Raw genomic sequence first — 23698 nt, 5'->3', positions numbered from 1 at the left:
CATCGAGGTCCGGCTCCGTATAGGGCTGGGGTTTTTCATGCCCGGACCCGACCACGACGTTGTAGGAGCTATCCGTGGGACGCACCACCAGGCGCAGACGCCCATCCGGAGCACGGCGCGCGACCTCTGCCGCGATCGCGCTGATCCTGGGCGGAGGCGGTCTCGTGGCCGTCAACGTCTACGCGTCGGCCACCGAGGACGGTTCGCCCGACGACGCGGTCGAGCAGGTGAACTCCGCCGCCGGCACGATCGACTGCCCGGACGTCGGCAGCGAGCTGACGGAGGTGCCCGAGGGGGCGCGGGAGGGGGTCGACAAGGAACTCGCCGCCCTGGACCAGCAGATAGCCGAGGCCTACCAGCGGCTGCAGAACTCCGTCCAGGCCCAGCAGCGGGACAGCGGCTTCGCCGACAACGCGATCATGAACCCGCTGAAGGAGAAGCGAGCGGCGACGATCGAGCGGATCGCGATCGCCGTCGGCCGCGTCGGGGACCGCCCCGAGGGGCTCGACTCCCTCGCCGGCTGCGAACTGCGTCCCGCCGAGAACCAGAACACCGGCCAGGACGACGGTCAGAACGGCGGGGACCAGGACGGCGCCGGCGGCCAGAACGGCGGCGACGAGAACCAGGCCGGCCAGGGGGACCAGCAGGGCGGTCAGGGGCAGCAGGGCAACGGCGGTCAGGCCGGCAACGGGCCGGTGGCCGCGGACTACGCCGACATCGGGTCCGTCCAGCCGAACGCCGGGAACGGCGGCGGGCAGAACGGCTCCACCGGCTCCTTCAGCACCGACTGCGGGGTGAACGCAGGCGGCCTGTTCAACTCGGACAACGTCATCGTCGCCCCCGGTGTCTCCAACGGCGCCCACCACTTCCACGACTACGTCGGCAACCAGGGCAACAACGCGTTCGCCGGCGACGAGGACCTCGCGGCCGCCGACACCAGCTGTGAGAACCAGGGCGACAGGTCGTCCTACTTCTGGCCCGTGATCCGTCTGCAGAACGGCACCGCCGAGCAGGACGCCAACTCGCCCGGCGGCGGCATCGAGGGCAACGCCGGTGAGATCGTGACGCCGAAGGAGGTCACCATGACCTTCGTCGGCAGCCCGCGGGGCGAGGTCGTGGAGATGCCGCGGCTGCTGCGCATCATCACCGGCGACGCCAAGGCCTTCGTCAACGGCCCGGCCAACGCCAACGCGTCCTGGAGCTGCACCGGCTTCGAGGACCGGCAGCTGAAGGACAAGTACCCGCTCTGCCCCTCCGGCAGCGACGTCGTCCGCACCTTCGAGTTCCAGAGCTGCTGGGACGGCCGCAACATCGACAGCGCCAACCACCGTACCCACGTGGCCTTCGCCGCCGCGGACGGCAGCTGCCCGGCCGGGTTCAAGGCCATCCCGCAGCTGGTCCAGCGCATCGTCTACGACGTCGACGCCCCGAGCCTCCAGGACGGCGGCCGTACGACCCCGCTGTTCGCCGTGGACTCCTTCCCCGAGCAACTCCACAAGCCCGTCACCGACCACGGCGACTTCATCAACGTCTTCGACGAGGACCTGATGCGGGCGATGGTGGACTGCATCAACGACGGCCGCGAGTGCGACGCGGCCGACCTCGGCGGCGACCAGGGCGGAGGTGACGACCAAGGAGACGGCGGCGACCAGGGCGGCGACCAGGGTGGCGACGCCGGTCAGGGTGACGACCAGGAGCAGGGCGAGGGCCAGGACGGCGGTCAGAACCAGGACGAGGGCCAGGATCAGGAGAAGCCGGGCAACAACCAGGGCGACGGCGATGACCAGGGCCAGGACCAGGACGAGAACACGGCCGAGCCCACCGAGACCGCCCAGGCACCCGGTGACACGGACGACCAGGCCGACCAGGGCGACGACAAGGAGCCCCAGGTCCTCGGCTCGGTGAAGGCGACCCAGCGCGGCAACGCCGCCGACACCGACGCCGGCGACAAGGACGCGGACGACGCCGGGGACGGCGGTGAGGCAGCCGCGACCCCCGAGCAGACGCCCGCGGGGAACGTGCCGTCGGCCGCCGGGCAGCCCGGCGCACAGGGGTCCGAGTCGGCGACGGGCAGCCTCGCCGAGACCGGTTCGCAGCTGTGGCCCGCGATGATCGGCGGCGTGGCCGTGCTCGCCGGTGTCGTACTGCTGCGCCGGGTCAGGCGCGGGAACTGCTGATCCCGTACCGCCACTTGGAGAGGTGGCGACGGCCGCCGTGCCGCTCGTGGCCGGACGGTGGACGCCGGTCGCGAACCGCATCGGCGTCCACTCGCCGGGCCTGGACGCGAGTCCCCGCAGGGCCGGGCTCGGCGCGCTCCTCGTACCGCGCCCGATGCGCCCGGCCCACTTCGCCCCGAAGGACGACCCGGGCGACGCGGGTAGCGGTCGTCCTCGTCCGGCTGTCGGTGTGGGCGGCGGGCTGCGCCACGGCCCGCCGCCGCAGGGAGACGGAGGCGCCGCGGCGGTCGCTGCGACGCGAGTCGGTCGTCGCCGAACGGGTGCGCATCGCCCGGGAGCAGCGCGACGTCGTCGGACACCCGGTGAACGCCATGCTGGTCCAGGCCGGTGCGGGGCGCGCGGTGCTCGACACCGACCCCGAACGCACCCGGGAACTGCCGCACCGACTCCGCGATCCGGTCCGTGACCGGCACCCTGATCCTGCCGCTGGTCCTCGGCCTGGTCCGACTCCTCGCCGTCCTCGCGATCCTGTGCGAGGCGGGCCGACCACGGCCCCGTCGGGCGGGCTCCGTCCTGGCCTTGGCGGCGTGGTCCCCGCTCAGGCGTTCCCCGCCCGCCGTGCCCCCGCTCCCGCCCCGCGGCGGAGAACCCGTCGCCCGCCGGGCGAACCGGAAGGTGACCCCGGTGCGTCAACCAGCTGTGGGGCCTGTACTTTTCACGCACCGACCGAAGGTGCGACCGATGCTTTCGCGCCGGCTCTCGGGCGGTGGTCACGAAGTGAAATCGATCTCTTCCCGCGCCCGAGAATCAACTGTCGCGGCATCGAGTTTCGGCCGTACACTGACAATTCGTAAGCATGCGGGTGGAGTTGACGGGGGGATCCGAGATGTCCGGGGATCAGTACGGTGTAAGAGACCAGGACGGGTGGAGTCACAGCTTCGTCGTGCCGCCGATGCCGTCGGCGCCGCCCCCCGGCCCCGCGGACGGCTGGCGGGCCGTCGGGGTGGGCCTGCTGAACCTCAGCGGTCTGGGACTCGGCTACGCGCTGATGCGCCGCCCGCTGCTGACCCTGCTGTGCTGGGCGGCCACCGGGCTGCTGCTCTTCTCGGTACTGCCGGCCGACCCTGACGGCGTCTCGGGCACCACGCTCACCGTCTACGGCCTCTTCCTGCTCCTCACGGCGGCCCACGGCGCCTTCCTGGGCCTGCGCAACCGCCTGGTGTGGCCCGCGAAGTCCCCGCTCGCCATCGCGCTCGGTGTCCTCCTCCTCGGCGTACCGGTCGCGGGCGGTCTGCTGTACGAGACCGCGCGCAAGGAAGCCGTCGAGGAGATGCTCCTGGACCGGCTGGAGAAGGCCGACGAGCTGGTGGACAAGGCCTCCGGCGAGTCCTTCTCGACGACCCAGTCCGAGTACCGCAGGGCTCTGTCCGCCTACGACGACCTCAGCACCGACCACCCCGACTCCCGGGCCGCCGAGAAGGTCCCGGACCGGCTGAAGAACTTCTACACGACGGTCGGCGCCCCCTACGAGGAGCAGGAGTACTGCGAGGCGGTCGCCCCCCTCGAGTACCTGCGTACGGTCCCGCAGACCGTGAGCAAGCAGGATCTCGGCTCGCTGGCCGCCTGGCCCGACGACCGGCTCGCCACCTCGCTGTACGAGTGCGCCTCCGACAGCCTGGCGGGCAACACAGCGGGCTGGCAGGACCAGTTCAGCGACCTCCTCACCACGTTTCCCGACTCCGACCAGGCCGCGAAGGTCGAACCCGACGTCAAGGCGGCCGTCGACAAGGCGGTCAAGGCCGTCGGCGGCGACGACCCGTGCACCGCCGTGGACCAGCTGGAGACGCTCGGCTCCCAGGTCAAGGCGTTGCCGGGGGAGAAGGCCGGGGTGGCCGACGCCCTCTCCGCCGCCGCCGGAAAGGCCGAGGACTCCGCCTCCGCCGGTGTCTACACCTGCGGTGTCGACCAGTACAAGGACGGTGACTTCGCCGAGGCGGTGACGTCGATGAACGACTTCGTCGACGCCAACAAGAACCACAAGAACGCGCCGCGCGCCAAGAAGATAGCGATCGCCGCCGAGATCGCGCAGGAGGTCCCGGAGGCGGGCAAGAAGCTGCCCACCACCCGGACCGGCGGCAGCATCTCCGTCACGGTCAAGAACGACAGCCCCGACGAGATCCAGGTCATGTACACCGGCCCGGTGACCGGCACCTTCACCCTGAAGGGCTGCTCCACCTGCACCAGCTACGACTGGAGCAGCACCCTGGTCTCCAGCTTCAAGCCGTGCAGCGGCAACGACAAGTACCCGCAGCGCACGATCAGCCTGCCGGTCGGCACCACGTACTTCCTGCACAAGCCGAAGGGCGACAACGCCTCCAGCGCCGCCTCCGACACGGCCAAGCTGGAGTCCGGCTACATCTACACAGAGTGCGCCTACGTGACCTCGGGCTACGGCCTGAACTCCTGACGCGCACCCGGGCACGGTGACCGGAGGGCCGCGGCGGCTCAGCCCCTGCGGCCCTCCACCCACCCGGCGACGTCGTTCAGGTCCTTCGCGACGGCCTTGCGTACGGCTCGGGCCCCCACGGGGCCCATGATCCTGGCGAGCAGACCCGCGACGGCGCCGGTCGGCCGGGCGGAGAACGTCATCAGGATCGTCGTCGACGCCGGTCCGTCGGCCCGCAGCACCCACTCCGAGGCATAGCGGGAGCCGTGCGACTCGGCCTCCACCACATAGCGCTCGGGCGGCTCGCTGACGGTCACCCACATCTCCTCGGTGGCGTCCTTGCCGAACATGCGACGGGTCTCCCGCCACCGTGTGCCCACCCCGAAGCCCCCGTCCGTGAGGACCTCGACGCTCGTGACACCGCTCAGCATCCGATCCATGGTGGCGAGGTCCGTCAGGGCCTCCCACACCCGTCCCTGGGAAGCGGCCACCCGGCGCTCGACGACGACACTTCTGCTGGTCATGCCTCCCATGAAAGCACCGGGTGCGGACGGCCGCCCGAGGACGGCCGCCGTGCCGGGGCGGGCACCGGCCGGCGGGCCAGGTTCCGTAACCGGGGTGCGTAGTTCTACGGACGACCACGCGAGAGGGGTTCTGCGAGGCTTGGATCTTCGGATGCGGCCGGGACCGGTGAGGCCGCATGGAGGGGATCCGGCCGTGGGTATCCCTCCTCCACGCGTTCGACCACGACATCCCGCCGCCCTGCCCCGCGGCCCCGTGGGGCGATCCGGCTCCGCCACCGCACCGCGTCCACCACGACCGAGGAGAACCCGATGACCGAACGCCCCGAGGGTGCACCGGCACAGCCACAGCCGCAGGACCAGCCGTCCGCGTCCCCGCCGGGGCAGGCGCCGCCCCAGACACCCACACCCACCCAGGCCGAGATACCCGCCCAGCCGGCCCAGGCACAGGCTCCGACGCAGGCGGCCGTCCCGAGCGCCTACCCCTACCCGCATCCGCAGTCCCCGGCGCCGACCCCCCAGCCCCCGCTCGGCTACGGCCCCCCGGCCGCCCCCGTGACCGGCCAGGCCAACCCGTACGGTCAGCCGCCGGGTGGCTACCCGCCGGGCGGCTATCCGCCCCTCGGGGCACCGCCCGCCACGGGCGCCGGCGGGCGTGCCGTGCTGTGGGCCCTGGTCGGCGCGGCGGTTGCCTCGGCCGCCTGGGCGGGCGGGGTCTTCCTGCTCGGCAAGGACGACACCGAGGCGGACCTGCGCGGCTACCAGGCCAAGTCGGACATCTGCCCGTCGGTGGACTACTCGTCCTTCAAGAACGAGTACCCGGAGGAGGACAACGCCCCGGTCAACAACTCCCTGAAGCACACGGCCCTCGACCAGAGCTACTGCAGCATCTCCCTGAAGGAGTCCTCGGCCTCCACCCTCTCCGACGCGTACTTCTCGGTCCAGATCGACCTGCACAAGAAGACCGACCCCGGTCCCGAGTTCACCGCCCTGTGGTCCGAGTACGACCAGCGGTACGACGACTACGAGGTCGACGAGGTCGACGGCTTCGGGGACGAGGCGTACGTCATCACCGAGGACACCACCTCGGGCGACGACACCAGCGGCAGCCGGTCGGCCACCCTCGCGGTGCGCGACGGCTGGATGACGTACGAGATGCGGTGGAGCGCCTACGGCTCCAGCTACGACAACGTGAGCATGCCGGACGTGGACGAGGTCGTGGAGTGGCTCAAGAGCGACACGAACACGACGCTGGACAACCTGCGGGAGTCCGACGGCATCTAGCGCGGACGGACGGATGCCAGCGCGGACGGACGGATGCGCGGGTGAGCCGGAGCGGACGGCGCGGACGGAGGCGGGGTGCGTCGCACCACCGCCTCCCATCCCTCGCGCACCCCGATCGGCTCAGTCGCCCTTCGCCTTCGCGTAGTCCGTCGCCATCTGGCCGGCGAAGTCGTACAGCAGGCACTGTTCGTCGCCCACGACCCACGCGTCGTGCCCCGGCGGACACACGAAGGCGTCGCCCGGTCCGACCTCGCCCTCACCGCCGTCGTCCATACGGATGTGCATGCGGCCCTTGACCACATAACCGTTGTGGTGGACCTGGCAGCTGTCCGTGCCCGCGATGGGGGCGACCGACTCGGACCAGCGCCAGCCCGGCTCGAAGGTGGCCACGGCGAAGTCGAGCCCGGTCAGGTGCACGGCTTCGAGGTGACCTTGGGGGAAGTCGCGCCGCTCGTCCGGCTTCTCGACCGTCTTGATCTCCAGCATGACGGCTCCTTCCGTTACGTCCCACCCCCTTCATCGTCCGCCTGTCAAGCCGGGGCCGCCAACCGGGGGCGGTCGCCGTCCTGAGGTGCCGGACCACCGGCGGCGTCGTGTAATGAGGGCCGGAGATCGCTGCCGCAGGAGAGACGATGCGCTCAGGTCGTTCCAGGGGGAAGGGCGGGGCCGAGGCCACGGGGGGCGGACTGCGGCGACTAGGCGAGTGGTGCGCCCGGCACATCGTGATCGTCATCGTCGCCTGGCTGGTCGCCCTCGCGGCCCTGCAGGTGCTGAACCGGTCCTACGGCGGCGACTACTCGGACAACTTCTCCCTTCCTGGCGTGCAGTCCCAGAAGGGCCTGGACGTCCTGAAGAAACACGACCCGGCGGCTGGCGGTTACGGCAGCCAGATCGTCCTGCACGACAAGGACAAGGCCCTCACCTCGCTCGGCTCCCAGATGTCCGAGACGGTCGACGACCTGCAGAAGCTGCCGCACGTGCTGTCGGTCCAGAACCCGCTGACCGCGCCGACCACCCAGCCGTCGCAGTCGTCGGGGCAGTCGCAGCAGCCGAACGTCGGCCCCCTGTCCTCCGACCAGAAGACGGCGTACATCACGATCCGCTTCGACGTGCAGCCCTCGACCCTCGGGGACGGCTATCTCGACGGCGTGGACGACGCGGTCCAGCCGCTGCGGTCCGCCGGCGCCGAGGTCGAGTACGGCGGACCGCTCGGCGAACTGGCCCGTCCGGCCGCCGACGACCGGGTGAGCGAGCTGATCGGCTTCGCGGTCGCGATCGTCGTCCTGCTGGTCGGCTTCGGCAGTGTCATCGCCGCCGGACTGCCTCTGGTGACAGCATTACTGAGCGTCATCGGCGGCCTCGCGTGCCTCGGTCTGCTGGCCGCCGCGTTCACGTTCGCGACCGTCTCGCCGACCCTGGCGACGATGATCGGGCTCGGCGTCGGCATCGACTACGCCCTGTTCCTGAGCACCCGTCACCGGCAGAACCTCATGGACGGCGACGACCCGGTGCGGGCGGCCGGCCGCGCCGCCTCCACCAGCGGCCACGCCGTCCTCGTCTCCGGATGCACGGTGATCGTCGCCCTCGCCGGGCTGTACGCGTCCGGTGTGAGCTTCATCGGCAAACTCGGACTCGCCGCCGCCGTGACCGTCGTCTCCGCGATCATCGGCGCGCTCACGCTGGTCCCGGCCCTGCTCGGTCTCATCGGCGGGCGCATCGACCGCTACCACGTCCGCAAGCCCGTGGCCGAGACCGGCGCCGACGCGGGTGAGGAGATCACCGGCACCTGGCACCGCTACGCCCAACGCGTGGAACACCATCCGTGGCGGTTCCTGGCGGCCGGTGTGACGACCGTGGCGATCCTCGCGATCCCCGTCTTCTCCATCCAGCTCGGTCACATCGGCGACGGCGCCGATCCCACCTCCTTCACCGACCGCCGCGCCTACGACCTGATGACCGACGCCTTCGGGCCGGGCTCCAACGGTCCGCTCACCGTAGTCATCGACCAGACCTCGGTGCCGTCCTCGGACCGTCAGAGCCTGCAGAGCACCGCGCAGAAGAACCTGGACGCGGTGGCGGGGGCGTACGCGGTCACCCCGCTGACCCCCACCCAGGACGGGGATGTCCTGGTCGGCACGGTCTACTCCGAGAAGTCCCCGCAGAGCGCCGACACCACGGACCTGACCAACCGCCTCGTCGACGACACCCTCCCCGCCTCCGTCTCCGGGACCGCGGCCGAGGGGTACGTCACCGGGACCACGGCCTCCCAGGTCGACTTCCGTGACATCGTGGCGAGCCGGCTGCCCATCATCATCGCCGTGGTCGTCGCCCTCGCCTTCCTGATCATCCTCGCCGTCTTCCGCGGCCTCCTGGTCGCGGTGAAGGCGGCGGTCCTCAACGTGCTGTCCATCGCGGCCTCGTACGGCGTCGTCGTCGCCGTCTTCCAATGGGGCTGGGGCGGGCCCGCCCTGGGCGTCAACGGCAAGGTGCCCATCGAGAGCTATGTCCCGATGATGATGTTCGCCATCATCTTCGGCCTCAGCATGGACTACGAGATCTTCCTGCTCTCCCGCGTCCACGAGGCCTGGTCGCGCACCGGGGACGCCCGGGCCTCCGTGGCCCACGCGCTGGAGATCACGGCCCGCGTCATCACCTGCGCGGCCCTGATCATGGTCAGTGTCTTCGCCGCGTTCATCGTCAGCGACAACATCGTGGTCAAGATGCTGGGGCTGGGTCTCGCCGTCAGCGTCCTCGTCGACGCGACGGTCGTCCGCCTGCTCATGGTCCCCGCGGTGATGACCCTCCTGGGCCGCCGTGCCTGGTGGACGCCGCACTGGCTGGACCGGATGATGCCGCACATCGACGCGGAGGGGGACACGGCGAAACGGCCGGTCCCGCAGGGGCGGGACCGGCCGCTCGGCAGCTGACCGGCTTCAGCCGGAAGAAATCTGACGGTTCGTCAGAACGTCAGCTTCCAGCTGTTGATGTAGCCGGTGTCGAGGCTGGCCACGTCCTGCACCCGCAGCTTCCAGGTGCCGGCGGCGGTCTCCGAGGAGGCGTCCACCGTGTACGTCGCGACCACGTTGTCCGCCGAGTCGGACGACGAGGAGTTCTTCAGCCGGTACGCGGTGCCGTCCGGGGCCACGAGGTCGACGACCAGGTCACCACGCCAGGTGTGGACGATGTTCACGTCCACGGTGAGCGCGCTGGGCGCCGCGCCGGCCCGGTTGACGTTGATCGGCGACTCCACGGTGGAGTTGTCGGGGATCTGGTAGTCGGCGGTGTTCTCGAACACCGACTGGTTCCCCTCCTCGTCCACGCGCCAGGCGAAGCTCGCCGTGCCGGTCTCACCGGCCGCGTCCGTCACGGTGACCGTCGGCGTCCAGTTGCCGGCCGTGGTCGGCGTACCCGAGATCCGGCCCGTGGCGGCGTCGATGGACAGCCCGTCCGGGAGGCCGGTGGCCGCGTACGACAGGGCGCCGGCGTTGGTGGACGACGCCTGGACGTCCAGGGTGACGGCCTGGCCGGTCAGGGAGTACTGGGCGGCCGGCGGGACGACCGTGACCCCGTCGAGGATCCGGGAGCCGACGTTGATCGCGGCCCAGGCGTTGGCGGTGTTGTTGTAGGTCACCGAGCCGAGCCCGTACAGGTCGGCGGCGGCCTGGAGGGTGGCGGTACGGGCGCCGGCGTAGTTGGTCGTGGACGTCATGTACGTGGTCAGCGCCCGGAACCAGATCTTCTCGGCGGCGTCCCGGCCTATCGGGGTCACCGGAAGCCCGTCGAAGGTCGGCGAGTCGTAGGAGACGCCGTTGACGACCTTGGCGCCGCTGCCCTCGGAGGCCAGGTAGTACCAGTGGTTGGCCGGGCCCGAGGAGTAGTGGACGTCGATGTTGCCGAGCGTGGAGGACCAGTAGTCGCGCGAGGAGCCGTCCTTGCTGGGCCGGTCCATGTAACGCAGCGGCGTACCGTCGCCGTTGATGTCGATCTTCTCGCCGACGAGGTAGTCACCGACGTCGCCTGCGTTGCCCGCGGCGAACTCCACGGCGGCGGCGAAGATGTCGGAGGTCGCCTCGTTCAACCCGCCCGATTCACCGCTGTAGTTGAGGCCCGCGGTGACCGAGGTCAGGCCGTGGGTCATCTCGTGCGCGGCCACGTCGATCGAGGTGAGCGGGTTGGCGTTGCCCGACCCGTCGCCGTACGTCATGCAGAAGCAGGAGTCCTGCCAGAAGGCGTTGACGTAGTTGTTGCCGTAGTGCACCCGGCTGTACGGCGCGACCCCGTCGTTGCGCAGCCCGTTCCGGCCGTGCACGTTCTTGTAGTAGTCCCAGGTCAGCGCCGCGCCGTAGTGGGCGTCCGCGCCCGCCGTCTCCAGGTTGGCGGTGGTCCCGTCGCCCCAGATGTCGTCGGAGCCGCTGAAGAGCGTGCCGGTGCCGGAGGTGCCCCGGTTCAGGTTGTACGTGCGGTGGTTGCCGCGGTCGGCGTCGGTCAGCGTGTACGACGAGCCGGACTGGCTGGTACCGAGGGTGACCGTGCCGCTGTAGCGGGTGTTGCCCGTGCCGGTGTGCACGGCCTCGTACTCGTACAGCTTCTTCCCGGTCTGCGCGTCGGTGATGACGTGCAGCTCACTGGGGGTGTCGTCGTGCTGGAAGCCGCTGACGACGGTCTCGTAGGCGAGGGTCGGCTTTCCCTTCGCGGCCCAGACGACCTTGCGGCTGCTGTCCGGAGCGGTCTTGGTGGACCCCTCTTCCTTCGCCGCCGCGACCGCTTGCTTCTCCGCGGTGGCCCTGCTGACCTCGGCACTGAGGTCCGACACCTTCAACTCGGGCTTGTAGGCCCGCGTGACGCTCTCGACCGAGCCGGACCTGGCGGCGTGGACGACCAGGTCGCCGCCGAGCACGGGCAGGCCGGCGTAGGTGCGCTCGTAGCGGGTGTGCACGGTGCCGTCGGCGTCCTTGACGACGTCGCGGACCCGCAACTCCTCCTGGCTGCCGAGGTCCAGGCGGTCGGCGGTGGTGTCCGTGGCCTTCTCGGCCTGCCGGACGAGGGTCGCCCGCTGTGCGGGGGTGAGCTTGGCGGGCAGTGCCCCTCGGTCCGCCTTGGCCGCCGTGGGACGGGCGGTGCCTTCGCCGCCGTCGCCACGTGCGATCGCGGGGGCGCCCGGGACGGCGACGGCGAGGACCGCCGCCGCGACTACGAGGGCGGCTGTGGCCGTGGTGCGTCTGTGGGGGGTGGATCTCACGCGAACTCCTTTGCTGCGGCCGCGTCGGACGAGCGGCCGTACGAAGGACCCGGTGCACGGGTCGAGGCACCGGGTGGTGCAGGGAGTACTGCGATGCGGATGCGCGTGCGCCGTCGTGAGACGGAGTGTGCACAGAGTGGCAGATGTGGAGCTGCTGTGTCAGGAGCACAACAAGTGTTTGGCCGGAAAGTGATCGATCACCGAACGCCGGTGACCAGCCGCTTCCCGGCGGCTGCCCGCACCTCGGCCTCCTCCATGGGATCGTCCCGCAACTCCGTCAGCCGCTCGCGGACGTGCGGCAGACCGGGTGCGTGGGCGATCCCCAGCAGCCGGGCGTCGGATTCGCAGTCCCACAGCGACTCGGTGTACGCGAAGTCGAGTCCGACCGGCGCGACGGACGCCAACGCCTTGAGGAGGGCGGGCCGTTCATAGGAGTGCGGAGTGCGCAGCCACAGCCGGCGCAGCACCGGCGCCGCCTCCGCGCCCGCCGTGCCGAAACGGGCGATCCCGGCGGCCAGGAGGGCGGGTCCGCACCACTGGCGTGCCGCTTCGTGCGCCACGAGCTCCGCCGGCAGTACGGGCAGATCCCGGGGTGTGCCATGCTCCGCCAGCACCTGGACGCCGATCCACGACAACCACGGCCGCCCGTCCGCCGCCCAGGCCCGCGCCTCGGGGACCGCGAGCGGGCCGAGCCGCAGGACCGCGGACGCGAGCCCCGGCAGGGGCAGTTCGCCGTTCACCTCAGCAAGGTGGGGCACCAGGGGGACGAGCCCCGGCTCCGGCGGACGCCCGGCCAGACAGCGCAGGGCCCGGATCCTGGTGTGACGGGCCGATCCGCCGTCGGCGAGGACCTCCAGCAGCCGGCCACCGCTCGCACCCACGTCGATCGGGTGCGGCCGGAGCGGGCGGACGGGCGCACGTGTTTCGGCCCCCGCCCGCCAGCGCGTCCAGGGCTCGGAGCGCCACAACCGCGGCCGATCCCCGCCGAGTCGATCCCGTGCGACGCCGGCCAGGTCGTCCCACCACTCGACCGGCCAGGCGTCCGCCACCGACTCCAGCACATCGGTCCAGTGCTCGCCCTCGCGGACGTACGCCCGCAACGTCTCGCGCGCCTCGACCGATCCCGACAGGGCCAGGAGTTCCAGCATCCCGGTGGCCCGCTCGCAGTCGTCCCCGTCGCCCCCGAGGAGGGAGACCACGGGGTCCAGCGCGAGACCCGACTCCCTCACCAGGCGCGCCAGATACAGAGGGCGGTCGTCCACCACGGTGTCCCACCGCCAGTCCCGCCGCACGACCTCGCAGACCGCCGCGGCCGCCTCCCCCGGCTCGCCGAGCGCCCGCAACGCGCCCAGCCCGCGCCCGCGTTGCAGCAGCCCTTCCAGCGTGCCCGGTAAGGCGTACGCCTGGCCGACCGCGGTGTCATCGGTCATCGCCGCGAAGCCTGCCGGAGACGCCCCACCGGCACCAGCCCTTTTTCAGCGGCCTCTCACGGCTTGCGGGCGAGACCGCCGTGCTCGGCGACGACCTCAGGGGCGGGGTCCGTGGTGTCCGGGCGCCAGAAGGGGACCGAGACCACGCCGGGGTCGAGGAGTTCCAGGCCGTCGAAGAAGGACGTGATCTCCTCGACGGTACGCAGGTTGTACGGCACGGCGCCGCTTTCGTTGTAGCCGTCCTGGGCCTGCTCGAAGACCGGGTCGATGCCCCGCGAGCCGTCGTTGATGGAGAGGTAGCTCCCGGACGGCAGCGCCCCCATCAGGCGGTCGACGATGGAACGCGCCTGGTCGTGGTCGGCGACGTGGCCCAGGATGTTGCTGAGGATCAGCGCGGTGGGCCGGCCGAGGTCCAGGGTGTCGGCGGCGGCCGCGAGGATGCGGTCGGGGTCGAGCACGTTGGAGTCCACGTAGGAGGTCGCCCCCTCCGGGGTGGAGTGGAGCAGGGCGCGGGCGTGGGCCAGGACCAGGGGGTCGTTGTCGACGTAGACGATCCGGGACTCCGGGGCGATCCGCTGGGCCACCTCATGGGTGTTCTCGGCCGTCGGCAGCCCCGTACCGACGTCCAGGAACTGCCGTATGCCCGCCTCGGTGACCAGGTGGGTGATGTTGCGACGCAGGAACGCGCGGCTGCTGCGGGCGATGGTCACGATGCCGGGGAACACGGCGGTGTAGGCGTCACCGGCCTGCTCGTCGACGGGGTAGTTGTCCTTCCCGCCCAGCCAGTAGTTCCAGATACGGGCCGAGTGCGGCACCGAGGTGTCGATCTTCTGATGCGCAGCCGGACCGGGCGTGGTCGCGTGGTCGGTCATGTCTACCGTCCGTCTTTCAGCCGAAGCGAGGATTTCCGGACACAACCTACGTCCCGACACCCCTGCTCCGTAGGCCAGTTCACATTTTCCGGTACGTCCGAGCAGGGGTATCCCGGCGCGGACGCGTCTCGTCGGCCGGACGGGGAACTTCCGGGCCGGGGTCGCACGTCCATCCGGGTGAGGCTGGACGCACGCGGTGCGAGACGGAAGTGGGTTGCCATGACGACGAACGACCCGGGCACGATCGAGACCACGCTGGCCGACGGCCGCCGCATGACCCTGTCGCTGCCTCCTACGGACGCGGGATGGGCCGCCGACGGGATCAAGGCACTGCGCGCCGTTCCCCCCACCCACACCGGACGCGGAGACACCCCTCCCGCCCTCCCCGAGCGCCCCGCCCTCCCGCTGGAGGTCGCACTGCTCGGCTTCGGGGCGTAGGGACCTGCCGGGGTCCTGCCGGGGCCTCGTCCGGATCAACGGCTTCAGTTGAACGCCTCGGCGACAAGCTGGAGTTGCGGGGCGGCCCCGAGCTGGGGCCGCCGGAGGAGTAGGTTGAGGAGGTCGACTGAACCGACCGGGGGCGGAGCCGCTCCGACACAGGGGGTCGGTGAGCGGGACGAGGGGGAGTCGGCGTGCCGGACGGATGGCAGTGGGACCCCACGCTCTTCCAGGGAAGCGCGGCGTACTACGAGCGGGGCCGGCTCCCGTACGCCACCGGATTCGCCGAAGCCCTAGCCGGGTCCCTCGGCCTGGACGGCGGCGGCCGACTCCTCGACGTCGGCTGCGGACCCGGGATCGTCCTGCTGCCGATGGCGCGGTACTTCACCCAGGCCGTCGGCGTCGATCCGGACGAGGACATGCTGGCCGAGGCCGAGCGCCGGGCCGGACACCTGGGGGTGACCAACGCGCGCTGGGTGGCCGCCCGCGCCGAGGACCTGCCGGCGGGACTGGGGACCTTCCGGGCCGTGGTGTTCGCCCAGTCCTTCCACTGGACGGACCGGTACCGGGTCGCGGCCACCGTGCTGCGGATGCTGGAGCCGGGGGGCGCGCTCGTCCACGTCAGCGACCTGAAGGAGCCGGTTCCTGAGCCGGTGGTGTCGCCCGCACCGGTCCCTTCGCCCACGCCGGTCCCTCAACTCGCGCCGCCGCTGTCGCCCACGCCGCCGTACGACCGGATCCGGGACCTGGTACGCCGGTATCTGGGCCCGGTGCGCCGCGCGGGGCAGGGCGTACTGGTCGACGGCACGCCGGGTGGAGAGGCGGCGATCATCGAACGCGCCGGTTTCGAGGGCCCCGCGCGACTGGTCGTGCCGGCGGGGGAGGTCGTCACCCGCACCTCGGACGACATCGTCGCGTGGGCCTTCTCCCGGTCCGATTCCGCGCCCCACCTGTTCGGCGACAGACTGGCGGACTTCGAGCGGGACCTGCGGACGCTGCTGGCGGCGACGGCCCCCGACGGCCGTTTCGCGGAGCGCCTTCCGGCGACCGAGATCAGGATCTGGCGGAAGCCTCCGGGGTGAGCGGTGCCCTCGTCGGTCGGTCGTCGGTCACTCGTCGGTCGGTCGTTGGCCGGTCGTCGGTCCGGTGGCGTTGTCGGTGCGGCTGTGCGGGCGGCAGGTGGCGAAGACGTGCGGGGTAGGCTCGACGGGCCCCGAGCCGGAAGGAACGACCAGATCATGCGTGTCCGAGCGAACGTGCCCCGACGTCGGACCGGAGCGGACAGGTGAGCGGCGGCGAAGAGCCCGTCCTCCTGCACACCGACGGCCGGGCCGCCCATATCGTCCTCAACCGGCCGAGGGCTCTCAACGCTCTCGACCACACCATGGTGCGGCGCGTCGACGAGGCGCTCACCGCCTGGGAGCACGACCCGGCCGTGGAGACCGTCGTCGTCACCGGCGCGGGGGAGCGCGGACTGTGCGCGGGCGGCGACATCCGGGTCGTCCACGACGACGCCCGCGACGGGGACGGCACCGCCTCGGCCGCGTTCTGGCGCGACGAGTACCACCTCAACGCCCGCATCGCCCACTACCCCAAGCCGTATGTCGCCGTCATGGACGGCATCGTGATGGGGGGCGGCGTCGGGATATCCGCGCACGGCAGCGTCCGGATCGTCACCGAACGGTCGCGGATCGCCATGCCCGAGACGGGCATCGGCTTCGTCCCGGACGTCGGCGGCACCCGTCTGCTGGCCCTCGCGCCGGGCGAACTCGGCACCCTCCTCGCCCTCACCGGCGCGGCGATCGGCGCCGCCGACGCCCTGCTGTGCGGCCTTGCCGACCACTACGTCCGTCCGCGTCACTCGGCACCCTCCTCGACGACCTCGCCGAACTGCCAGCCCAGGACGCCGTCGCGCGGCACGTACGGCAGCCGCCGCCCGGCGAGTTGGCGCGGCGACGGGAATGGATCGACGCCTGCTTCGCCGCCGACACGGTCGAGGAGATCGTCCGACGACTGCTCGCCGACGGCGACCCGGAGGCGAAGGAGACCGCACAGACCCTGCTGGCCAAGTCCCCCACCGCCGTCAAGGTCACCCTCACCGCCGTGCGGCGGGCCCGAGGCCTCGGCTCCCTCGAACAGGCGCTGGACCAGGAGTACCGCGTCTCCTGCGCCGCCCTGGCCACGGCCGACCTCGTCGAGGGCATCCGGGCCCAGGTCATCGACAAGGACCGTCGCCCCCGGTGGACCCCGGCCACGCTCACCGACGTCACCGACGCGGACGTGCACCGCTTCTTCGCCTCGCTCGGCGACCGTGAACTCGGCCTCGGCCCTGGTCCCGGCCGCACCGAGCACGACAACACCTAGGCTGCCGGCGTGACCTCCAACCTCCACACCTCCCACACCTCCCACACCCTCCGCATCAGGCCCGGCTCCCCGGCCGACGCACCGGCCATCCTCCGTATGCTCGACTCGGCGGTGGCCTGGATGAACGCGCGCGGCAACACCGAACAATGGGGCACGATCCCGTACTCCGAGCGACCCGACGGACCGTCACGGATCGATCGCTACACGACCGAGAACACCCCGTACATCGCGGAGTGGGACGGCACACCCGTGGGCGCCCTCGTCCTGGACTCCGGCCCCAGCCCCCAGATGCCGATCCCCCCGGCCGACGAACCCGAGCGGTACGTCCGCCTCCTCGTCTCCGAGCGCCGGCACGCCGGCCACGGCATAGGCGCGGCGCTGCTCTCCCACGCCGTCGACGAAGCCCGCCGCGCCGGCGTGGGACTCCTGCGCGTCGACTGCTGGGCGGGTGGCGGCGGCAGCCTCGTCGCCTTCTACGAACGCAACGGCTTCACCCCGACCGCGCCCTTCCTCTCCGACGGCTGGCCGGGGCAGGTGCTGGCCCGCAGGCTCGACTGACCCGCGGGCCGGGCGTCGGAGAGGATCAGTGCGGGATGCCGTCGATGAGCTCGCGGGCGCCCTGGCGGAGGAGGGCCACCGCGACGGAGGTGCCCAGGGTGGCGGGGTCGAGGCGGCCCGCCCATTCGTGGGCGTTGAGGACGGTCTTGCCGTCGGGGGTGAACACGCAGGCCCGCAGGGAGAGTTCGCCGCCGCGGTCCGTGCGGGCGAAGCCGGCGATGGGGCTGTTGCAGTGGCCCTGCAGCACGTGCAGGAACATACGCTCGGCGAGGGTCTCCCGGTGGGTGTCCGGATCGCCGAGCCCGCTGACCGTCTCGATGGTGTCGCTGTCGTCCTCCCGGCACTGCAGTGCCAGCACGCCCGCGCCGATGGGCGGCATCATCGTCTCGACGGACAGGATCTCGCTGATCACGTCCGCACGGCCGATCCGCTCCAGCCCGGAGACGGCCAGCAGCAGGGCGTCCGCCTCGCCCGAGGCCAGTTTCTCCAGGCGGCGGTTGGCGTTGCCGCGGAACGGCACGCACTCCAAGTGCGGGTGGGAGGCGGCGAGTTGCGCGGTACGCCGCACGGAGGAGGTGCCGATACGGGTTCCTGCGGGCAGTTCGTCCAGGGTGCGCCCCGCCGGGTCCACGAGCGCGTCGCGGATGTCGTCGCGCTTCAGGAACGCCGCGAACATCGTGCCGGCCGGGAGGGGCCGGTCGGCGGGGATGTCCTTCACACAGTGCACGGCGAGATCGGCCTCGCCCGCGACGAGCGCGGCGTCGACCTCCTTGGTGAACGCCCCCTTGCCCTCGACCTGGGAGAGATCGCCCATCCACTTGTCCCCGGTCGTCTTCACGGGGACCACCTCGGTGCGCAGCGCCGGGTGGAGCACGGCGAGTTCGGCGCGTACGCGCTCCACCTGCGCCAGAGCCATGGGTGAGTCTCGGGAGACGATACGAATCAGGTCCTGCGACATAAAGGCACGATAGCCCCTCGGGACGGCCCCCCGTGACCACCTTCGGCCCCGGGCCCGAGCCCGGCCGCCGCCGTCATACGTCCGCCCGCTGGTACTGCCCGAGGAAGTCGAACTCCCCTTCGACGGCGCGGAACAGGAACATCGCGTCGTGGTTGTATCCGTTGCCCGAGGTGTATGCGACAGTGCGGCTGATGCCGGTGTAGGACACCTCCCGCATACGGCGCACGATCGCGCCGCGCTCCCGTAGCGCCGCATCCCCGCTCGTGCACGCCTCGGCCAGGAACAGCACCGCGTCGTACGCCTCCGCCGCGTACCGGCCCGGCCGTTCCCCGTACCGTGCCTCGTACTCCTCGGTGAAGGAGCGGGCCGCCGGGGTCGCCGTCGGATCGATGAAGGCGGTGGCGAAGACCCAGCCGTCGGCCGCCGGGCCCGCCCGCTCCAGGAACCGTGCACCGAAGGCCCGTTGGGTGGCGACGCGGGCCCCGGAGAACCCGGCCTCGCGCAGCGCCGCGGCGAAGGCGCCCGCCCGTTCCTGCCCTCCGCTGAACACGACCGCGTCCGACCCGGCGGCAAGGACCCGCGCGGCGAGCGCGGTGTGGTCGAGCTTCCCCGCGGCGACACTCGTGGTGGTCGTCTCCCTGCCGACGCGGCCGAGGGCCCGCTGGATGTAGTTGCATAGGGTCCAGGCGAAGTCGCCCTCGGCCCGGTCCTCGACCAGGAACACCTTGCGGGCGTCGGTCTCGCCCGTGAGATACATGTTGCACGGGGCGGCGAGCAGGTCGTCCGTCGGCGAGAGCTGTGCGTGCGAACGAAGCGTGGACGCACCGGCCTCCCTGACCTGGGACGTCACCCCCACCGACACGGAGACGACGGGCAGCACGGCCCGCGTGTACGTGGTCTCCGCGGCGAGGAAACAGGCGTCCGTGGTCGGTCCCAGCACCGCGAGGACCCGGTCGTCCTTCACGAGCCGGGTCGCCCGGTCCAGGGTCCGGTCGGGCTCGCCCCCGTCGTCGTACGCGCGCAGCGTCAGCCGCAGTGGGCGGTCGTCGTCGGCGTTCACGCGCGCGACGGCCATCCGGGCGCCGTTGAGCTGGGCCCGCCCGACCTCGCCGGTCGTGCCGGAGAGGTCGCCCTGGAAGGCGACGACGAGTTCGGCGCGCGGGCCGGACGAGGGTGGGCTTCCCGCACCGGGCTTGCGCTCGGTCTTGTTCCGCCACCACCACGCTCCGGCGCCGGCCGTGAGCAATCCGGCCGCCCCCGTGGAGCCGAGCGTCAGGAAACCACGGCGACTCGTGGCCCGAGCCCCGGACCGTGCCTGCTCCTGAGTCCGGGCCCCGGCGTCCGGTTCCTTGAGTGACGTCACCGTCACCACGTCCGGGAGCGACGCCGAAGCCGAAGCCGACGCCGTCGGCGCCGGTGCGGTGATCCGGGTCGGCTCGATCGCCCCCATCGCGAGCACCGCCGCCGACCGCTCCGCGATCAGCCGGGTCACCGGCTCCGGCAGCCACCGCTCCCGATCGGCCGGCACCGCCGCGTCCAGCGCCGCACGGACCTCGACGGCGGTCGGACGGCGCGCCGGGTCCTTGTCCAGACACGCCCGTACGACCGGCTCCAACGCTCCCGGGATACCGGGCAGTTCCGGCTCGTCGTACACGGTGCGCAGCAGCACTCCGGCGGCCGCGCCGGTGCCGAACGGCCGGACACCGGTCGCGGCGTAGGCCAGGACGCAGCCCAGCGAGAAGACATCGCTGGGCGGGCCGATCCCGGCGCCGCGCGCCCGCGCCTGTTCGGGCGACAGGAAGCCGGGGGAGCCCACGATGACGCCGGTGGACGTGAGCGCCGTACCCTCCGGCGTGCGCGCGATACCGAAGTCGATCAGGCGCGGACCGTCCGGGGCCAGCAGCACGTTGCCCGGTTTGACGTCGCGGTGCACCAGTCCTGCCCGGTGGACCGCGTCGAGCGCCTCGGCGAGCCGCAGCCCCAGCACACACACGGATGCGGGGGACCACGGTCCGTGTCCCTCCAGCGCCTCCGAGAGCGAGGGGCCCGGTACGAACGGGGTCGCCAGCCACGGTTCCTCCGCGTCGGCGTCCGCGTCCAGCAGGGGGACCACCCAGGGGCTGTCCACCTGCCGGGCCACCTCGATCTCCCGGCGGAACCGGGCCCGGAACCCGGCGTCGTCGGCGTGGGACGCCCGGACGACCTTGACCGCGGCGAAGGCGCCGCCGGGCGCGCGGGCCAGGAAGACGACGCCCATGCCGCCGGCGCCGAGCCGCCGCAGCAGGCGGTAGTCGCCCAGCCGCGACGGATCGGCGGTGCGCAGCGGTTCCATCAGGCGGTCAGCGGCGCCGGGCCGCCGTACACGAACGCTCCGTTCTCGACGCGCCAGAGGTAGCCGCCGGTGCCGTCGATGACCGGCAGACCGACCTTCTGGAACGCGTAGGTCCGGGTGACGCCCTGGTACTTGGCGGCCCGCAGCGCGGCGAGCAGCTCCTCGCGGGTACGGCTCCCGGAAGGGAGGCCCGCGAGCGACGTGAGCACCATCGACGTCACGTCGTAGGCCTCCGCCGCGTACCGGGGCGGCGCCTTCTTCCACCGCTTGCGGTAGGCGTCCACGAACGCCTTCGCCTCGGGGACGTCCGCCGGGTCGACGACCGGTGCGACGATCGTCCACCCGTCGGCGGCCTCCTTCGCCGCCGTGAGGAAACGGGGGTCGAGCAGGGCGGGTCCGGCGGCGCGGGCACCGGTGAAACCGCGCTCGCGCAGGGTCCGGGCGAACGAAGCGGCCCGGTCGGACAGCCCGGCGAAGGCGAACGAGTCGATGCCGGCGGCCAGCAGGTCGTCCACCGTGTCCCCGAAACCGGTCCGCATGGTGCTGACCACGCGGGGCACGTACGGCTGACCGGCCGACCGCAGCTGCTTGCTCAGATTGGCGCTGACCTCCCAGCCGTAGTTGTCGGCCGCCCGGTCGACGACCACACCGACCCTGCGGGGCCGGGTGCTCCGCAGGAACGCGTCCATGTAGAACGGCAGCAGCGAGTCGGGCAGGCGGGCGTGCAGGAACGAACGGAAGCCCTGCACGGACAGGGCGATGGCGCCGGGGGACACGGCGACCACGGGCAGCAGCGCGGCGTCGTAGGCCGCCAGCGCGGACTGGGCGGTCACGTCCGTGGTCGGGCCGACCACGGCGAGTACGGCGGGATCGTCGGCGAGCCGCTTCGCCACCCGGGCGGCCTCGGCCGCGTCGCCTGCGTCGTCCTCGGCCCGCACCTCCACCTGGAAGGGAGCGTCGCGTCGGGCGTTGAACTCCGCGACGGCCAGGCGCAGTCCGTTCTCCTGGGCCCTGCCGGTGTCCCGCTGGTCGCCGCTGAGGTCGCCGTGCAGCGCGACCGTGTAGGCGGCGCGCCGCGAGGAGGCGGACGCGGACGGCTTCCCGTTCCCCGAACCGCCACCGTCCCGGCCGAGGGCCCACCAGGTCGCGCCGCCCCCTGCGGCGAGCAGTACACCCGCGCCACCGAGGAGGACACGGCGCCTCGCCGGGGCGTCGGTGGTTCCGCCGGCCGCCACGGGCACGGTGTCGTCGGAGGCGGGCGTCGGGGGTGGCGAGGGGGTGCCGGGGAGGCCGACGTCCGGTGTGGTCGTCGAGGCGGAGGCCGACGCGGTTTCCGAGGCGGCGTCCGCGCCGGTGGCGCCGGCGGAGATCTCGGTGCGGTCGATGTCCGGCAGGGCGAGTGCTTCGGTGGAGCGTCGTGCGATCAGCCGGACCACCTCGTCGGGCAGCCAGGAATCGGAGGCGCCGCCGGGCCTGCCGACGGCAGCGTCGGAGGGTTCGGCCGAGGTCTCGTCGGCGGAGGTCTCATCGGCGGGGGCTTCGGCGGACCCGGCCGAGGTGGCGGCGGCCGTGCCCTCCTCCGCCTCCGTGGGCAGCAGCTCCCGTATCAGCTCCGCCACCTCGGGGCGGTCGGCCGGGTCCTTCTCCAGGCAGCGGGACAGCAGTTCGCCGAGCGGTGCCGGTACGCCGTCGAGGTCCGCCGGGTCGTGCACGGCCCGGTAGAGGAGGGCGTCGAGGGCCCCCGTGCCGAACGGCGGCCGGCCCGTCGCCGCGAACGCCAGGACGCAGCCGAGGGAGAACACGTCGCTGGGCGCGCCGATGGTTCGTCCGCCACGCCCTTCGGCCTGCTCCGGGGAGAGGTAGCCGGGCGTACCGACGACGAGCCCCGTCGCGGTGAGTCCGCTGTCCTCGGGCGCCCTGGCTATGCCGAAGTCGATGAGCCGGGGCCCGTCCGCCGCCAGCAGGACGTTGCCGGGCTTGAGGTCCCGGTGGACCAGCCCCGCCCGGTGGACCTCACCGAGGGCCAGCGCCAGCCGGCCCCCGAGGACCCGCAGCCCGAGCTCGCCGAGTGGCCCGTGCGTGGCCACGGCCTCGGCCAGGGACGGGCCGGGCACGTACGCCGTCGCCAGCCACGGCGCCTCCGCGTCGGCGTCGGCGTCGATCAGCGGCACCGCCCAGGGGCTGCTGACGCGCCGGGCCACCTCCACCTCGCGCCGGAACCGCTCCCGGAAACCCGTGTCCTCGGCGTACTCCGCCGCCAGCACCTTCAACGCCACGAGTGAACCGGTCGGGGTACGGGCGAGGTACACCACGCCCATGCCGCCGGCGCCGAGCCGGCCGAGCAGCCGGTGGTCGGCGATCCGTGCCGGGTCGGACGAACGCAGTCGCTCCATCAGCCCTCGCCTCCGCCCAGCTCGTGTTCCACCCGGCCGAGCATGGTGGTGGTGCCGCGCGTCATGAACTGCTCCAGCTCGTTGACGGTCCAGCCCTCGGCGCCCTTGATCGACACCGTCATGGTGACCGGGCCGAGCCGGGTGATCATCCACCGGTAGTCCGCCTTGCCGGTGCCGGTGCCGGTGCCGGTGAGGTAGACGCCCGTCTCCAGGACCGAGTCGTCGGCGTAGTTGTTGCCGCGCATACCGCGGGGGGTGCCCACGGACATCAGTTCCGCTATCCGCTCGTCGGCGCGCACCTGCTGCTCGGGGCAGCGCAGCGCCTCCTCCAGCGTCGCGGACACATGGTCGTCGGCATCGAGCACCGCCGTGTGCACCGTCACCGTCGCGGTCACCCTGACCGTGCCGCGCTTCGCGGTGCCGGGCAGTTGGCTGTACAGGGACAGGGAGGCCAGTACGCCGTCGGGGAGCGCCCGGCGCTGCCACCGGCACTCCTCGTCGAGCAGGGCGATGGTTCCCTCGGCGCTGCGGGCGAGCGGCTGGGCCTCGAAGCCCGAGCCCCAGTCCTGTGGCCGCATCGCGACCGCCTCCGCCAGCGCCGTGCCGTCCTCCCTCCCGCGCGGCACGCGATCCGGGTCCGCTGTGAACGGTGTGGCGGACGGTGTCGCAGTCGGCTCCGCACCCTC

18 protein-coding genes and 1 pseudogene are annotated in these 23698 nt (G+C 72.2%); 9 read left to right on the top strand and 10 right to left on the bottom strand.

What is annotated here, in order from left to right; translation table 11 throughout:
• The first annotated feature begins 164 nt into the window (after positions 1-164).
• Positions 165-2177 (top strand): DUF1996 domain-containing protein, encoded by a 2013-nt coding sequence (locus tag K1J60_RS01870; protein WP_259408217.1) that lies wholly within the window; start codon positions 165-167, stop codon positions 2175-2177.
• On the opposite strand, the gene K1J60_RS45530 is transcribed toward K1J60_RS01870, so the two are convergent.
• Entirely contained in the window at positions 2158-2589 is a 432-nt protein-coding gene (locus tag K1J60_RS45530; RefSeq protein ID WP_259408385.1) for a hypothetical protein, read from the bottom strand. The two genes, K1J60_RS01870 and K1J60_RS45530, sit on opposite strands and share 20 nt — an antisense overlap.
• Between K1J60_RS45530 and K1J60_RS01865 the strand changes: the two genes are divergently transcribed.
• Together K1J60_RS01865 and K1J60_RS01860 are read left to right on the top strand one after the other, a co-directional pair.
• On the top strand, positions 2549-3031 hold the full coding sequence (locus K1J60_RS01865; RefSeq protein ID WP_259408216.1) for a hypothetical protein: 483 nt from the start codon (positions 2549-2551) through the stop codon (positions 3029-3031). The two genes, K1J60_RS45530 and K1J60_RS01865, sit on opposite strands and share 41 nt — an antisense overlap.
• 89 nt (positions 3032-3120) lie before the next feature.
• A complete protein-coding gene (locus K1J60_RS01860; protein WP_398684347.1) occupies positions 3121-4644 on the top strand; it encodes a hypothetical protein in 1524 nt (507 codons plus the stop codon).
• A gap of 38 nt (positions 4645-4682) precedes the next feature.
• On the opposite strand, the gene K1J60_RS01855 is transcribed toward K1J60_RS01860, so the two are convergent.
• Entirely contained in the window at positions 4683-5147 is a 465-nt protein-coding gene (locus K1J60_RS01855; RefSeq protein ID WP_220644591.1) for an SRPBCC family protein, read from the bottom strand.
• A 309-nt stretch (positions 5148-5456) separates the two neighbouring features.
• On the opposite strand from K1J60_RS01855, the gene K1J60_RS01850 reads away from it, so the two are divergent.
• A complete protein-coding gene (locus K1J60_RS01850; protein WP_220644590.1) occupies positions 5457-6428 on the top strand; it encodes a hypothetical protein in 972 nt (323 codons plus the stop codon).
• A gap of 120 nt (positions 6429-6548) precedes the next feature.
• On the opposite strand, the gene K1J60_RS01845 is transcribed toward K1J60_RS01850, so the two are convergent.
• Positions 6549-6914: a cupin domain-containing protein gene (locus K1J60_RS01845; protein WP_033528688.1), complete on the bottom strand. Its 366-nt coding sequence runs from the start codon at positions 6912-6914 to the stop codon at positions 6549-6551.
• Between the two features lie 146 nt (positions 6915-7060).
• Here K1J60_RS01845 and K1J60_RS01840 point away from each other — a divergent pair, with 146 nt between their 5' ends.
• Complete coding sequence (locus tag K1J60_RS01840) at positions 7061-9355, top strand: MMPL family transporter (RefSeq protein ID WP_220644589.1); 2295 nt, start codon at positions 7061-7063, stop codon at positions 9353-9355.
• Between the two features lie 32 nt (positions 9356-9387).
• Here K1J60_RS01840 and K1J60_RS01835 read toward each other — a convergent pair whose 3' ends face one another.
• From K1J60_RS01835 to K1J60_RS01825, 3 genes are all read right to left on the bottom strand, one after another.
• Complete coding sequence (locus tag K1J60_RS01835; protein WP_220644588.1) at positions 9388-11667, bottom strand: M4 family metallopeptidase; 2280 nt, start codon at positions 11665-11667, stop codon at positions 9388-9390.
• Positions 11668-11864: 197 nt separating this feature from the next.
• Positions 11865-13097 carry a hypothetical protein gene (locus K1J60_RS01830; protein WP_220644587.1) on the bottom strand — a complete coding sequence of 411 codons (1233 nt, stop codon included), beginning with the start codon at positions 13095-13097 and terminating at the stop codon, positions 11865-11867.
• 56 nt (positions 13098-13153) lie between these two features.
• Positions 13154-13969: an SAM-dependent methyltransferase gene (locus tag K1J60_RS01825; RefSeq protein WP_220644586.1), complete on the bottom strand. Its 816-nt coding sequence runs from the start codon at positions 13967-13969 to the stop codon at positions 13154-13156.
• Positions 13970-14188: 219 nt separating this feature from the next.
• Here K1J60_RS01825 and K1J60_RS01820 point away from each other — a divergent pair, with 219 nt between their 5' ends.
• The 4 genes and pseudogenes from K1J60_RS01820 to K1J60_RS01805 all read left to right on the top strand — a co-directional run bounded on the left by K1J60_RS01820 (position 14189) and on the right by K1J60_RS01805 (position 17329).
• The gene (locus K1J60_RS01820) at positions 14189-14407 is read left to right on the top strand and encodes a hypothetical protein (RefSeq protein WP_033528692.1); all 219 of its coding nucleotides are present in this window, start codon (positions 14189-14191) and stop codon (positions 14405-14407) included.
• Positions 14408-14601: 194 nt separating this feature from the next.
• Complete coding sequence (locus K1J60_RS01815; protein WP_220644585.1) at positions 14602-15489, top strand: methyltransferase domain-containing protein; 888 nt, start codon at positions 14602-14604, stop codon at positions 15487-15489.
• Between the two features lie 203 nt (positions 15490-15692).
• Positions 15693-16771: pseudogene (locus K1J60_RS01810) on the top strand (enoyl-CoA hydratase/isomerase family protein).
• A 96-nt stretch (positions 16772-16867) separates the two neighbouring features.
• Positions 16868-17329 carry a GNAT family N-acetyltransferase gene (locus tag K1J60_RS01805; RefSeq protein WP_220651221.1) on the top strand — a complete coding sequence of 154 codons (462 nt, stop codon included), beginning with the start codon at positions 16868-16870 and terminating at the stop codon, positions 17327-17329.
• A gap of 25 nt (positions 17330-17354) precedes the next feature.
• Here the strand turns inward: K1J60_RS01805 and hemC are convergent, their stop codons facing one another.
• From hemC to K1J60_RS01785, 4 genes are all read right to left on the bottom strand, one after another.
• Positions 17355-18287, bottom strand: coding sequence for a hydroxymethylbilane synthase (hemC, locus tag K1J60_RS01800; RefSeq protein WP_220644584.1), 933 nt, complete (start codon positions 18285-18287; stop codon positions 17355-17357).
• A 73-nt stretch (positions 18288-18360) separates the two neighbouring features.
• Complete coding sequence (locus K1J60_RS01795; protein WP_220644583.1) at positions 18361-20619, bottom strand: bifunctional serine/threonine-protein kinase/ABC transporter substrate-binding protein; 2259 nt, start codon at positions 20617-20619, stop codon at positions 18361-18363.
• On the bottom strand, positions 20619-23012 hold the full coding sequence (locus K1J60_RS01790; RefSeq protein WP_220644582.1) for a bifunctional serine/threonine-protein kinase/ABC transporter substrate-binding protein: 2394 nt from the start codon (positions 23010-23012) through the stop codon (positions 20619-20621). The genes K1J60_RS01795 and K1J60_RS01790 overlap by 1 nt, the downstream gene beginning before the upstream one ends.
• Positions 23012-23638, bottom strand: coding sequence for a hypothetical protein (locus K1J60_RS01785; protein WP_259407512.1), 627 nt, complete (start codon positions 23636-23638; stop codon positions 23012-23014). Before K1J60_RS01785 ends, K1J60_RS01790 begins: the two co-directional genes overlap by 1 nt.
• Between the last annotated feature and the right edge of the window lie 60 nt (positions 23639-23698).

The sequence above is a fragment of the Streptomyces akebiae genome, assembly GCF_019599145.1.
Lineage (GTDB): Bacteria > Actinomycetota > Actinomycetes > Streptomycetales > Streptomycetaceae > Streptomyces > Streptomyces akebiae.
Note: the sequence above shows the minus strand (reverse complement) of the source record. Positions and strands in the feature narration are given on the sequence as shown.

Coding starts and splice junctions, on each gene's coding strand:
- K1J60_RS01865 (WP_259408216.1), top strand. CDS start 2,549: ATGCTGGTCCAGGCCGGTGCGGGGCGCGCGGTGCTCGACACCGACCCC.
- K1J60_RS01855 (WP_220644591.1), bottom strand. CDS start 5,147: ATGACCAGCAGAAGTGTCGTCGTCGAGCGCCGGGTGGCCGCTTCCCAG.
- K1J60_RS01850 (WP_220644590.1), top strand. CDS start 5,457: ATGACCGAACGCCCCGAGGGTGCACCGGCACAGCCACAGCCGCAGGAC.
- K1J60_RS01845 (WP_033528688.1), bottom strand. CDS start 6,914: ATGCTGGAGATCAAGACGGTCGAGAAGCCGGACGAGCGGCGCGACTTC.
- K1J60_RS01840 (WP_220644589.1), top strand. CDS start 7,061: ATGCGCTCAGGTCGTTCCAGGGGGAAGGGCGGGGCCGAGGCCACGGGG.
- K1J60_RS01830 (WP_220644587.1), bottom strand. CDS start 13,097: ATGACCGATGACACCGCGGTCGGCCAGGCGTACGCCTTACCGGGCACG.
- K1J60_RS01825 (WP_220644586.1), bottom strand. CDS start 13,969: ATGACCGACCACGCGACCACGCCCGGTCCGGCTGCGCATCAGAAGATC.
- K1J60_RS01820 (WP_033528692.1), top strand. CDS start 14,189: ATGACGACGAACGACCCGGGCACGATCGAGACCACGCTGGCCGACGGC.
- K1J60_RS01805 (WP_220651221.1), top strand. CDS start 16,868: ATGCTCGACTCGGCGGTGGCCTGGATGAACGCGCGCGGCAACACCGAA.
- hemC (WP_220644584.1), bottom strand. CDS start 18,287: ATGTCGCAGGACCTGATTCGTATCGTCTCCCGAGACTCACCCATGGCT.
- K1J60_RS01795 (WP_220644583.1), bottom strand. CDS start 20,619: ATGGAACCGCTGCGCACCGCCGATCCGTCGCGGCTGGGCGACTACCGC.
- K1J60_RS01790 (WP_220644582.1), bottom strand. CDS start 23,012: ATGGAGCGACTGCGTTCGTCCGACCCGGCACGGATCGCCGACCACCGG.